The sequence below is a fragment of the Pseudomonas sp. NFACC05-1 genome, from assembly GCF_900100135.1.
In the GTDB taxonomy this organism is placed as follows: Bacteria; Pseudomonadota; Gammaproteobacteria; order Pseudomonadales; family Pseudomonadaceae; genus Aquipseudomonas; species Aquipseudomonas fluorescens_Q.
On record NZ_FMTR01000005.1, the window covers coordinates 16,883 to 29,195 of the forward strand.

The following is a 12,313-nucleotide window of genomic DNA, read 5'->3' on the forward strand; positions in this document are numbered from 1 at the left end:
AGAGCTTCTGTGGCGAGGGGATTTATCCCCGCTGGGACGCGAAGCGTCCCCCTGTGTTCAATCTGATACACCGGGGTTGCAAGGTTTATCGGGGCCGCTTCGCAGCCCAACGGGGATAAATCCCCTCGCCACAAGACATGGGCAAGCCATGGAATTGCAGTCCTGTAATCCAAATGTTTTTGTTAGAATCCGCAACGCGCCTTCCCGGGCGCGTTTTTTTTCGCATCCGGTTCACCCTTTACGAGGGTAGCCACCTGGAGAAACACCCATGGCACAACCCATTGTCGTGGCGGCACTGTATAAGTTCGTCACCCTTGAAGATTACGTCGAGCTGCGTGAGCCCTTGCTCAAGGCCATGCTCGACAACGGCATCAAAGGCACGTTGCTGATCGCCGAAGAAGGCATCAACGGCACGGTTTCCGGCACTCGCGAAGGCATCGATGGCCTGCTGGCCTGGCTCAAGAATGATCCGCGCATGATCGACATCGACCATAAAGAGTCGTACTGCGATGAACAGCCGTTCTACCGCACCAAGGTCAAGCTCAAAAAAGAAATCGTCACCCTCGGCGTCGAAGGCGTGGATCCTAACAAGCAGGTCGGCACCTATGTCGAACCACAGGACTGGAACGCGCTGATCAGCGATCCGGAAGTGTTGTTGATCGACACCCGTAACGATTACGAAGTGTCCATTGGCACCTTCGAGGGCGCCATCGACCCCAAGACCACCAGCTTTCGCGAATTCCCTGAATACATCAAGGCCAACTTCGACCCGGCCAGGCACAAGAAAGTCGCGATGTTCTGCACCGGCGGCATTCGTTGTGAAAAAGCCTCCAGCTACATGCTTGGCCAGGGTTTCGACGAGGTCTATCACCTCAAGGGTGGCATCCTGAAATACCTCGAAGAGGTCCCCCAGGAAGAAACCAAGTGGCGCGGCGACTGCTTCGTGTTCGACAACCGCGTAACCGTCCGCCACGACCTCAGCGAAGGGGACTACGATCAATGTCACGCTTGTCGTACTCCGGTAAGCGTAGAAGACCGCGCCTCAGAGCACTACGTGCCTGGCATCAGTTGCCCGCACTGCTGGGACAAACTGAGCGAGAAGACCCGTCGCAGCGCCATCGACCGGCAGAAGCAGATCGAGTTGGCCAAGGCTCGCAACATGCCGCACCCGATCGGCTACAACTACAAGCAATCATCTTCCGAGGCTTGAACCATGGCGTCACGCCTGCTCTATGTGATGGACCCGATGTGTTCCTGGTGCTGGGGTTTTGCGCCGGTGGCCGAGGCGCTGGTAGAGCAGGCGCAGGCCGCGGGGGTGGAGTTGCACCTGGTGGTGGGTGGTTTGCGCACCGGCAGCGGTTCGGCGCTGGAGCCGACCACCCGGCGCTACATTCTTGAACACTGGCAGGCCGTTACCCAGGCCACCGGCCAGCCCTTCAAGCTTGAAGGCGCGTTGCCGGATGGTTTCGTCTACGACACCGAGCCTGCCTGCCGGGCACTGGTCACGGCCCGCAGCCTGGCTCCGGACCTGGCCTGGAAGTTGGTGAAGCTGATCCAGCAGGCTTTTTATGTGCAAGGCCGCGACGTGACCCACGCCAGCGTGCTGGTGGAGCTGGCCGAACAGGCCGGGCTGCCACGCATCGAATTCGCCGCGGCCTTCGATCGCGCCGATCAACATGCGGCCACGGCTGCGGATTTCACCTGGGTACAGGACCTGGGCATTGCCGGGTTCCCCACACTGTTGGCCGAGCGCGATGGCCAGTTGGCCTTGCTGACCAACGGTTACCAGCCCCTCAGCCAACTGTCGCCTTTGCTTGGCCGCTGGCTGGAGCGCGCGACCTGTGCCTGACCGGCCACCAGATACATCGGCCTCGCAGCGCATCGACCGGTTGAGTTGGGCGGAAATCCGTCGCCTGGCCCTCAAGCATAAAAAAGCCCTGTGGATCGCCAACGGCGTGGCCGTGCTGGCGACGCTGTGCAGCGTACCGATCCCGTTGCTATTGCCGTTGCTGGTGGATGAAGTCCTGCTGGGGCATGGCGATACGGCCCTGAAAGTCATGAACCAGGCGTTGCCCATGGGCTGGCAGCGCGCGGCCGGCTACATTGGACTGATGTTGCTGGTAACCCTGGCCCTGCGCTGTGGCGCATTGTTGTTCAACGTGCTGCAGGCGCGCTTGTTCGCCCGCTTGGCCAAGGACATCGTCTATCGCATTCGCATCCGCTTGATCGAACGTCTCAAGCGAATTTCCCTGGGCGAATACGAAAGCCTGGGCAGCGGTACCGTGGCGGCCCATCTGGTCACCGACCTGGACACCCTGGACAAATTCATCGGCGAAACCCTCAGTCGTTTCCTGGTGGCGATGCTGACCCTGGTGGGCACCGCCGGGATCCTGGTGTGGATGCACTGGGAGCTGGCGCTGCTGATCCTGCTGTTCAATCCGTTGGTGATCTACGCCACGGTGCAGTTGGGCAAGCGGGTCAAGCACCTCAAGAAGCTGGAGAACGACAGCACCTCGCGCTTCACCCAGGCCTTGACCGAAACCCTGGATGCCATCCAGGAAGTGCGCGCCGGTAACCGCCAGGGGTATTTTCTTGGCCGCTTGGGGATGCGCGCCAAGGAGGTCCGCGATTACGCCGTGAGTTCGCAGTGGAAAACCGATGCCTCGAACCGCGCCAGTGGTTTGCTGTTCCAGTTCGGCATCGATATTTTTCGCGCGGCGGCCATGCTCACCGTGGTGTTTTCCGACCTGTCCATCGGCCAGATGCTGGCGGTGTTCAGCTATCTCTGGTTCATGATCGGTCCGGTCGAGCAACTGTTGAACCTGCAGTACGCCTATTACGCCGCCGGCGGTGCCTTGAACCGGATCAATGAACTGCTGGCCCGGGCCGACGAGCCCCAGTACACGGGCGTCGTCGATCCGTTCAAGGGCCGTGACACGGTGGGCATCGAGATCCAGGGGTTGAGTTTCGGCTACGGCGAGGAACTGGTGCTCAACCAGTTGAACCTGTCCATCTCGCCGGGCGAGAAAGTCGCCATCGTCGGGGCCAGCGGCGGTGGCAAGAGCACCCTGGTGCAGTTGTTACTGGGGCTGTACACGCCACAATCAGGCAGCATTCGTTTCGGCGGCGCCACGCAACAGGAGATCGGCCTGGAGACCATCCGGGAGAATGTTGCAGTGGTGTTGCAACATCCGGCGCTGTTCAACGATACGGTGCGGGCCAACCTCGCCATGGGCCGTGAGTGCAGTGACGACGACTGCTGGCGTGCTCTGGAAATCGCCCAGCTCGATGCCACCGTACGGGCGCTGCCCCAGGGCCTGGAGAGCGTCGTTGGGCGTTCCGGGGTGCGGCTGTCGGGCGGACAGCGTCAACGGCTGGCCATCGCTCGCATGGTATTGGCCGACCCACGGGTGGTGATTCTCGACGAAGCCACCTCGGCACTGGACGCGGCGACCGAGTACAACCTTCATCAGGCACTGGCGCGTTTTTTGAGCGCACGCACCACGCTGATCATCGCCCACCGGCTCTCGGCGGTGAAGCAGGCCGATCGGGTATTGGTGTTCGACGGTGGGCAAATCGCCGAAGACGGCGACCATTTGCAGCTGATTGCCGAAGGTGGCCTGTACGCGCGACTCTATGGTCATTTGCAACAGATTCAGCAGCCTTGAGTTTCTAGCGCTTTTCTGCGCTTAGTATCGGAAAAAAAGCAGGCAAACACGCCGATTTTTCTGAATTCCACGCAAAGTCTGTCGATCTGTTCATCCATTCATTCGAAAGGTTGAAAACTAGCCTAGGCTATTGAGTCAGGAGCGGAATTCTGGCGGGTGTTCGTCTGGCAATACCTGTGCAAGGGACCTCATGAAGCAAAAGCAGACTCTCGGAACACCACGGCTGCTAGGCATCGTCTGGCCCTTTATTGCCGTCGTGCTATTTCAGGCATTGCTTGGCGGCGTCAGCCTTTACGTGCTGTCTGCCGTTCGCGGCTATGTGGCGGGGGAGAGTCTCTGGTCCAAGGGCCAGAAAGACGCCATCTATTATCTCAACCTCTACGCCGACAGCCGCGACGAGGCGATTTTCCGCAAATACCAGCAAGCCATCGCCGTCCCCGAGGGCGGCCATGAACTGCGCGTGGCGCTGGATCGCGAACCGCCGGATCTCGAAGCTGCACGGGCCGGGATTCTCCAAGGTGGCAATCATCCGGATGACGTTTCCAGCTTGATCTGGTTGTACCTCAATTTTCGCCACTTCAGTTACCTGGAAGAAGCCATCGATCTCTGGACGGTGGGCGACGGCTACTTGATCGAGTTGGATAACGTCGCCCGGCAGATGCACAACAGCATTACCGCAGGCCAGGCGTCGGAGGTGGATATCCGCGGCTGGAAGGCCCAGATCTTTGCGATCAACGATTCCGTTACCCCGGCTGCCAAGGCCTTCAGCGACGCATTGGGCGAGGGCTCGCGTTTCATCCTGCAGCTTTTGTTGGTGACCAATTTCGCCACCGCCCTGGGACTGATCGTCCTGGCGTTGTTGCGGACCCATAAATTGCTCGCCCAGCGGCAGGTGTTCGCCAACGCGCTGCAGATGGAGAAAGAGCGGGCGCAGATCACCCTGCAATCCATTGGCGACGGGGTCATCACCACCGACGTCGAAGGTGCCATCGCCTACATGAACCCCGCTGCCGAAGCGATGACCCATTGGAAGGCTGAACATGCGACGGGCTTGCCCTTGGCCGCGTTGTTCAATTTGCTCGATGACAATGCCCAGACCGAGGGGCTGACCCTGATCGAGCACATCCTCAGCGGTCGGCTCAGCGGTGCCAGCGAACATTCCAAGCTGATCCAGCGCCTGGATGGCAGTACCGTGTCGGTCACCCTGGTGGGCGCGCCAATCCGTCATGCGGGCAAGGTCAGCGGCGCCGTGCTGGTGTTGCATGACATGACCCAGGAGCGCCAATACATCGCCAACCTGTCGTGGCAGGCTACTCATGATGCCCTGACTGGCCTGGCGAACCGCCGGGAATTCGAGTATCGCCTCGAGCAGGCCTTGCACAACCTCACTCGCCAGGTCGGGCGTCATGCCTTGATGTTTCTCGACCTGGATCAGTTCAAGCTGGTCAACGACACCTGCGGCCATGCAGCGGGTGACGAATTGTTGCGCCATATCTGCGCCTTGCTGCAATCGGGGCTACGGGAAAACGACACCCTGGCCCGGCTGGGCGGGGATGAGTTCGGGATCTTGCTGGAGAACTGTTCGCCGGAAGCGGCGGAAAAAATTGCCGAAGGGCTGCGCCAGACCGTGCAGAACCTGCACTTTGTCTGGAAGGGCCGGCCGTTCGTGACCACCGTGAGCATCGGCCTGGTGCATATCGCCCAGACACCGACGACCCTCGAGGCGTCCCTGCGGGCTGCCGACATGGCCTGCTACATGGCCAAGGAAAAGGGCCGCAACCGGGTCCAGGTCTACCATGCCGACGACTCGGAGCTGTCCCTGCGTTTTGGCGAAATGGCCTGGGTCCAGCGCTTGCACATGGCCCTGGAGGAAAATCGCTTCTGCCTCTACGCCCAGGAAATCGCCGCGTTGGGCCCGGGTGACCATGGCGGCGGGCATATTGAGATCCTGTTGCGCCTGCATGACGAAGCCGGGCGGATGATCCTGCCGGACAGCTTCATTCCCGCGGCGGAACGCTACGGCCTGATGACCTCCCTGGACCGTTGGGTGGTGGAGAATGTCTTCAAGATCATCCGCCAGTGCCTGAATGATTCGCGACAGGGGCCTGTGGCGATGTGTGCGATCAATCTGTCAGGCACAACGATTGGAGACCAGGCGTTCCTCGATTTCCTGCGTAAACAGTTCGTGGCCTACTCGATTCCGCCGGAAATGATTTGTTTTGAAATTACAGAAACCAGCGCTATTTCGAATTTGGGCAGTGCGATCCGCTTTATCAATGAACTCAAGAGCTTGGGATGTTACTTCTCGCTGGATGACTTTTGCGCCGGAATGTCTTCATTCGCCTACCTGAAACATTTACCTGTAGACTTCCTGAAGATCGACGGGAGTTTCGTAAAGGATATGCTGGACGACCCGATTAACCGAGCAATGGTCGAAGTGATCAATCACATCGGCCACGTCATGGGTAAGCGCACGATTGCCGAGTTTGTTGAGACCGCCCAGATCGAGCAGGCATTGCTGGAGATAGGGGTGGATTACGCTCAGGGGTATGTGATCGAACGCCCGCAATTGTTTACCTGTGACACGTTGCAATGTCGGCCGGCCCGGCCGCAGCCGTTGTTATTCAAGGCCCCCGGCACGTTCCGCTGAAACTCTTGCTGATCTGGAAAATCACAATCAAAAGGAGCCCGACAGTGATCGACACATTCAACCGAACAGGCCCGCTCATGGACGCCACGAGCTATCCGAAATGGGCACAGCAGCTCATTACCGATTGCAGCGAGAGCAAGCGCCGGGTTGTCGAACACGAACTGTACCAGCGCATGCGCGACAACAAGCTCAGCGCCAGGACCATGCGCCACTACCTCATTGGTGGTTGGCCGGTCGTCGAACAGTTCGCTTTATACATGGCACAGAACCTCACCAAGACCCGCTTTGCCCGCCACCCCGGTGAGGACATGGCGCGTCGCTGGCTGATGCGCAACATTCGTGTCGAACTCAACCATGCCGACTACTGGGTCAACTGGAGCGCCGCCCACGGCGTGACCCTGGAAGACCTGCAAGCCCAGCATGTGCCGCCTGAGCTGCATGCCTTGAGCCACTGGTGCTGGCACACCAGTTCCTCGGATTCGCTGATCGTGGCCATCGCCGCGACCAACTATGCCATTGAGGGGGCCACGGGTGAGTGGTCGGCGCTCGTGTGTTCCAGCGGTGTCTACGCGGCCGCTTTCGCCGAGGAAGACCGCAAGCGGGCGATGAAATGGCTGAAGATGCATGCCCAGTACGACGATGCCCATCCTTGGGAAGCCCTGGAAATCATCTGTACGCTGGCGGGGATGAACCCAAGCAAAGCCCTGCAAACGGAACTGCGCCAGGCCGTCTGCAAGAGCTATGACTACATGTACCTGTTCCTGGAGCGTTGCATGCAACTGGAGCAGTCGGAGACGGTGAGCAAGTCCTCATCCACCCGTGAGCGCCTGGCACTGGCCGGGAGCTGATTACTACCGCTACAGATAGCCACAACCTGTGGGAGCGAGCCTGCTCGCGAAGAGGTCTGGACAGTCGACGGGGAGGTTGACTGCAAGACCGCTATCGCGAGCAGGCTCGCTCCCACACAATCTCGCTTGCACAGAGGTTTTCAGCCAGCCATCGCCAGTCGATTACGGCCTTCGCGCTTGGCCACGTACAGTGCGCTGTCAGCCCTGCGCAGCAGGCTTTCCGATGATTCCCCCGGTAGCAGGGTGGCGCAACCCAGGCTGACCGTCAGCTCGATCCTTGTGCTCGCGGCGAAATAATCCTGGGCCTGGGCGGCGTAGCGCAGTCGTTCCCCGACCATGGCCGCAGCATCCCGGCTGGTATTGGCCAGCAGGATCAGAAACTCTTCACCGCCGAACCTGAACACCATGTCCACGTTGCGCAGTTGGCCCTTGATCGACTCGGCCACGGCCTTGAGCACTTCGTCGCCAACGCCGTGACCATGGCTATCGTTGATGCGCTTGAAATGGTCGATGTCGAGCATCAGCACCGACAAGGGTTGCGAATGACGCTTGGCCATGTCGATTTCACGCATCAGCGTCTGGTCCATGGCAATGCGGTTGCCGGTACCTGTCAGCGGATCGCGCAGGGCGCTCTGGGTGGCGGCCCGATAGAGCAATGCGTTGCGCAGTGGATACAGCAGCGTCGACATGCTGGATTCAAGGTCGCTTTGTTCGGCTTCGGTGAAGCGCTGGTTGCGACGGAACACCAGTTCGCCCAGGTGTTCGCCTTCATGGCTGAGGTTATAGCTGAGGGTGTGATGCCCGCGTTGCCCGAACTCCAGGCGCAAATCACTGGCTTTGTGCTGGTAAGCCAGCGCATCCAGGGGCACCAGCCGCTGGATTTCCCGGAAAAACAGGCCGAGGATTCGCTGTGGCTCCAGGCTGGTCTGCAGCTGTTGGCTCAGTTGCTGGCGCAATTGCGCAAGACTGACGGAGCGTGCCGCGAGCGGCGATGGCTGGCCAAGACCCAGACGCTGCAATTTGGCGCTGTCGAAGTCAATCGCGTTGATCTGGGTGGGCGTTTTCATATGGCGTTAGCCCCTAAGCTAAATCTGTCCTGGCAGGTTGGGTGTGGCGGCTTTGGGCTGCGCGTCGTACTGGTCCTTCAGTCCCGTAGGACACTGATTTGAGTTTAGTCTGCTTTCCCTGGCAGGCATAAGTCTCGTCTCAACGTCCACTACTTGCCGAACATGGCATGTTTGAGGAAGTTTAGAGCGAAAGTCGTGCCATTCGGTTCACTTCAATAAAAACCGCTTAGGAATCAATTTATTGGCGGCGAATAGCGATATTTCCAGCGACGTGGGTTTGGCGGTTCGCTTGGTTGGGCATCGAATGGAGCCTGCATCGCGACGGTAAGTCGTCGCGATGCAGGCCGTGGCCATTATTGGGCGTTGAACGCCTGGCCATTGACGCCGGTGCTGTCCGGGCCCATGAGGTACAGGTAGACCGGCATGATCTCCTCGGGCGTCGGATTGTTGAGCGGGTTCTCCCCCGGGTAGGCCTGGGCTCGCATGCTGGTGCGGGTGGCACCGGGGTTGATGCTGTTGGCGCGCACGGCGGCAACGGTGTCGACTTCGTCGGCCAGGGTCTGCATCAGCCCCTCGGTGGCGAACTTGGACACGCCATAGGCGCCCCAGTACGCCCGGCCCTTGCGCCCGACGCTGCTGGAGGTGAACACCACGGACGCATCCTGGGACAGCTTGAGCAGGGGCAGCAAGGTGCTGGTAAGCATGAACATCGCGTTGACGTTAACGTGCATCACCCGCATGAAATTCTCACCGGACAACTGTTCCAGCGGTGTACGCGGGCCGATGATCGAGGCGTTGTGCAGCAGGCCGTCCAGATGACCGAACTCGGTTTCGATCATGGCCGCCAGTTCATCGTACTGATGAGGCAGTGCGGTTTCGAGGTTGAACGGGATCACCGCTGGCTGCGGATGACCGGCCGCCTCGATTTCATCGTAGACCTGGGTCAGGTTGGCTTCGGTCTTGCCCAGCAGCAGCACGGTGGCGCCATGGGCGGCATAGGCTTTCGCCGCTGCGGCACCGATACCGCGACCGGCGCCGGTGACCAGAATCACCCGGCCATTGAGCAGGTCGGGGCGGGCGGAATAATCAAACATAAAAAACCTCAACAATTAGAGCAGCACAGTACCGGTGACGAGGAAGCTTTTGTGGCAAAGAGGCTTTTGTGGCGAGGGAGCTTGCTCCCGCTCGGCGGCGCAGCCGTCGTCAAGGGGACCGCTTCGCGCTCCAGCGGGAGCAAGCTCCCTCGCCACAAGGGCTCAGTTCAGCAACTGCACAACGCGTTATCCAGCACTTCACGCAGCGCCGAAGGGTGGTCGATCACGACGTCCGCACCCCAGTGCTTCGGGTTGTCGTCCGGGTGGATGTAGCCGTAGGTCACCGCGCAGGTCTTGGTACCGGCGCTGCGTCCGGACTCGATGTCCCGCAGGTCATCGCCCACGAACAGCACGCTGGCCGGATCCAGGTCGAGCATCTTGCAGGCCAGGGTCAGCGGTTCCGGGTCTGGCTTGCTGTTCTTCACGTGATCAGGGCAGATCAGCACTTTCGAGCGCTCGGCCAGGCCCAGTTGCTGCATGATCGGCTCGGCGAAACGCACCGGCTTGTTGGTGACGACGCCCCAGATCAGGTTGGCCGCTTCGATATCGGCCAGCACCTCGGCCATGCCGTCGAACAAATGACTGTGGACCGCGCATCCCTTGAGGTAGCGGTCGAGGAACTCCTGGCGCAGTTCCTCGAACCCTGGTGATTCCGGGTCCATGGAAAAGGTCACCGCGACCATCGCCCGGGCACCGCCGGAAATCTCGTCGCGAATGTGCTGCGTGTTCATCGGTGGCAAGCCACGGTCGGCGCGCATGGCCTGGCAGATGGCGATGAAGTCCGGCGCGGTGTCGAGCAGCGTGCCGTCCATGTCGAAGAGAACCGCTTTGAGACGCATCGACTTACTCCTCGCGCAGGGTCTGGATCATGTAGTTGACGTCAACGTCGGCGGCCAGCTTGTAGTGCTTGGTCAGCGGATTGTAGGTCAGGCCGATGATGTCCTTGACGGTCAGCCCGGCCGCGCGGCTCCAGGCGCCCAGTTCGGAAGGGCGGATGAATTTCTTGAAGTCGTGAGTGCCGCGCGGCAGCAGCTTCATGATGTATTCGGCGCCGATGATGGCGAACAGGTAGGCCTTCGGGTTGCGGTTGATGGTGGAGAAGAACACCTGGCCGCCGGGCTTGACCATACGGAAGCAGGCGCGGATGACCGACGACGGATCCGGCACGTGCTCGAGCATTTCCAGGCAGGTGACCACGTCGAATTGGCCGGGCATTTCTTCGGCCAGGGCTTCGGCGGTGATCTGCCGGTATTCCACGCTGACGCCCGACTCCAATTGATGCAGTTGCGCCACGGCCAGTGGCGCTTCGCCCATGTCGATGCCCATCACCGTCGCCCCGCGCTGGGCCATGGCTTCGCTGAGGATGCCGCCGCCACAACCGACGTCGAGCACCTTCTTGCCAGCCAGGTTGACCCGTTCGTCAATCCAGTTGACCCGCAGCGGGTTGATGTCGTGCAGCGGTTTGAATTCGCTTTCACGGTCCCACCAGCGATGGGCCAGGGCTTCGAACTTGGCGATTTCGGCGTGGTCGACGTTGCTCATGTGCAGATCCTCGAAAAGCTTGAAAAATCAGGTGCCCCGAGCCGTGGCTCAAGGGGCGTGGTTATTCGTTGTGGCCGCTGATGCGCCGACCCCAGGCCTGGGCCGTGGCGATCAGTCTTGATTCGTCCATGCGGGTCAGTCGGCCATCGTCCAATAACGGCTTGCCGCCCACCCACAGGTGTTTTACGCAATCGCGACCGGTGGCATAGATCAACTGCGACACCGGGTCGTAGATCGGCTGCTGGGCCAGGCCCGACAGATCGAAGGCCACCAGGTCGGCGGCCTTGCCCACTTCCAGCGAGCCGACAATCGCCTCGATGCCCAGCGCCCGGGCGCCATTGAGCGTGGCCATGCGCAGCGCCCGGTGGGCATCCAGGGCCGTGGCCGAGCCGGCGACGGCCTTGGCCAGCAGGGCCGCGGTGCGGGTTTCGCCCAGCAGATCCAGGTCGTTGTTGCTCGCCGCACCGTCGGTGCCGAGCGCCACATTGACGCCGGCCTGCCACAGGCGCTCCACTGGGCAGAAACCGCTGGCCAGCTTCAGGTTCGATTCCGGGCAGTGGATCACGCTGCAATTGCTTTCTACCAGCAAGGCCTGGTCTTCGTCGCTGATTTGAGTCATGTGCACGGCCTGAAAGCGTGGCCCCAGCAGGCCAAGTCGTCCCAGGCGCGCCAGCGGTCGCTCCGCGGTGTTATCCACAGCCTGCTGCACTTCGAAGGCGGTTTCGTGAACGTGCATATGAATGGCCGCGTCCAGTTCCTCGGCGATCACGCGGATTTTCTCCAGGTTCTCGTCGCCCACGGTGTAGGGGGCGTGCGGGCCGAATGCGACTTTGATCCGTGGGTGGTGCTTGAGGTCGCCAAACAATTCGATGCCCTGACGAATGGCTTCGTCGGCGCTGGCGGCACCGGGAATCGGGAAATCGAGGATTGGAATCGCGATTTGCGCACGAATACCGCTGTCGTGGACACACTCGCTGGCGATCTTGGGGTAGAAATACATGTCGGAGAAGCAGGTGATGCCGCCCTTGATCTGCTCGGCGATGGCCAGGTCGGTGCCGTCGCGTACGAAATGCTCATCGACCCATTTGGCTTCCGCCGGCCAGATGTGCTGTTCGAGCCAGGTCATCAAGGGCAGGTCGTCGGCCAGGCCGCGGAACAGGGTCATGGCTGCGTGGCCATGGGCATTGATCAGGCCGGGGCTGAGCAGCATGCCGGGCAGCTCACGGACTTGGGCGGCGTCACACCGGAGGGCTTCTGCCCGTGGACCGATGAACGCGATGCAGCCGTCGCGAATGCCCAGGCCATGATCCTTGAGCACTACACCGGCGGGTTCGACAGGCACCAACCAGGTCGGCAGCAATAATAAGTCGAGCGCAACGGCAGGCTTGGGCATCGTGGAACGGTTCCATGGGGTATAAAGGATGGCGAAGTATACCCGAGCGTC

10 protein-coding genes are annotated in these 12,313 nt (G+C 60.7%); 5 read left to right on the plus strand and 5 right to left on the minus strand.

What is annotated here, in order from left to right:
• Positions 1-268 precede the first annotated feature (268 nt).
• From BLO97_RS10050 to BLO97_RS10070, 5 genes are all read left to right on the plus strand, one after another.
• Positions 269-1,210 (plus strand): oxygen-dependent tRNA uridine(34) hydroxylase TrhO, encoded by a 942-nt coding sequence (locus tag BLO97_RS10050; protein ID WP_063322368.1) that lies wholly within the window; start codon positions 269-271, stop codon positions 1,208-1,210.
• A 36-nt stretch (positions 1,211-1,246) separates the two neighbouring features.
• Positions 1,247-1,849 carry a DsbA family protein gene (locus tag BLO97_RS10055; RefSeq protein WP_170845901.1) on the plus strand — a complete coding sequence of 201 codons (603 nt, stop codon included), beginning with the start codon at positions 1,247-1,249 and terminating at the stop codon, positions 1,847-1,849.
• Positions 1,842-3,668, plus strand: coding sequence for an ABC transporter ATP-binding protein (locus BLO97_RS10060; RefSeq protein ID WP_092144926.1), 1,827 nt, complete (start codon positions 1,842-1,844; stop codon positions 3,666-3,668). Before BLO97_RS10055 ends, BLO97_RS10060 begins: the two co-directional genes overlap by 8 nt.
• A gap of 190 nt (positions 3,669-3,858) precedes the next feature.
• Positions 3,859-6,318 (plus strand): EAL domain-containing protein, encoded by a 2,460-nt coding sequence (locus BLO97_RS10065; protein ID WP_092345743.1) that lies wholly within the window; start codon positions 3,859-3,861, stop codon positions 6,316-6,318.
• 77 nt (positions 6,319-6,395) lie between these two features.
• Entirely contained in the window at positions 6,396-7,166 is a 771-nt protein-coding gene (locus tag BLO97_RS10070; protein WP_219737843.1) for an iron-containing redox enzyme family protein, read from the plus strand.
• Positions 7,167-7,306: 140 nt separating this feature from the next.
• Here BLO97_RS10070 and BLO97_RS10075 read toward each other — a convergent pair whose 3' ends face one another.
• The 5 genes from BLO97_RS10075 to BLO97_RS10095 all read right to left on the minus strand — a co-directional run bounded on the left by BLO97_RS10075 (position 7,307) and on the right by BLO97_RS10095 (position 12,262).
• The gene (locus BLO97_RS10075; RefSeq protein WP_063322363.1) at positions 7,307-8,233 is read right to left on the minus strand and encodes a GGDEF domain-containing protein; all 927 of its coding nucleotides are present in this window, start codon (positions 8,231-8,233) and stop codon (positions 7,307-7,309) included.
• 353 nt (positions 8,234-8,586) lie between these two features.
• A complete protein-coding gene (locus BLO97_RS10080) occupies positions 8,587-9,327 on the minus strand; it encodes a YciK family oxidoreductase (protein ID WP_018602937.1) in 741 nt (246 codons plus the stop codon).
• A gap of 167 nt (positions 9,328-9,494) precedes the next feature.
• Positions 9,495-10,166, minus strand: coding sequence for an N-acetylmuramic acid 6-phosphate phosphatase MupP (mupP, locus tag BLO97_RS10085; RefSeq protein ID WP_063322362.1), 672 nt, complete (start codon positions 10,164-10,166; stop codon positions 9,495-9,497).
• 4 nt (positions 10,167-10,170) lie between these two features.
• Positions 10,171-10,869, minus strand: a complete 699-nt coding sequence (gene ubiG, locus BLO97_RS10090; RefSeq protein ID WP_063322361.1) for a bifunctional 2-polyprenyl-6-hydroxyphenol methylase/3-demethylubiquinol 3-O-methyltransferase UbiG — start codon at positions 10,867-10,869, stop codon at positions 10,171-10,173.
• Positions 10,870-10,930: 61 nt separating this feature from the next.
• A complete protein-coding gene (locus BLO97_RS10095) occupies positions 10,931-12,262 on the minus strand; it encodes a TRZ/ATZ family hydrolase (protein WP_092345745.1) in 1,332 nt (443 codons plus the stop codon).
• Between the last annotated feature and the right edge of the window lie 51 nt (positions 12,263-12,313).

Bases quoted from the DNA above. Each gene is read 5' to 3' on its own strand.
- BLO97_RS10095 (WP_092345745.1), bottom strand. From the start codon at position 12,262: ATGCCCAAGCCTGCCGTTGCGCTCGACTTATTATTGCTGCCGACCTGG.
- BLO97_RS10065 (WP_092345743.1), top strand. From the start codon at position 3,859: ATGAAGCAAAAGCAGACTCTCGGAACACCACGGCTGCTAGGCATCGTC.
- BLO97_RS10055 (WP_170845901.1), top strand. From the start codon at position 1,247: ATGTGTTCCTGGTGCTGGGGTTTTGCGCCGGTGGCCGAGGCGCTGGTA.
- BLO97_RS10075 (WP_063322363.1), bottom strand. From the start codon at position 8,233: ATGAAAACGCCCACCCAGATCAACGCGATTGACTTCGACAGCGCCAAA.
- BLO97_RS10070 (WP_219737843.1), top strand. From the start codon at position 6,396: ATGGACGCCACGAGCTATCCGAAATGGGCACAGCAGCTCATTACCGAT.
- BLO97_RS10080 (WP_018602937.1), bottom strand. From the start codon at position 9,327: ATGTTTGATTATTCCGCCCGCCCCGACCTGCTCAATGGCCGGGTGATT.
- BLO97_RS10050 (WP_063322368.1), top strand. From the start codon at position 269: ATGGCACAACCCATTGTCGTGGCGGCACTGTATAAGTTCGTCACCCTT.
- mupP (WP_063322362.1), bottom strand. From the start codon at position 10,166: ATGCGTCTCAAAGCGGTTCTCTTCGACATGGACGGCACGCTGCTCGAC.
- ubiG (WP_063322361.1), bottom strand. From the start codon at position 10,869: ATGAGCAACGTCGACCACGCCGAAATCGCCAAGTTCGAAGCCCTGGCC.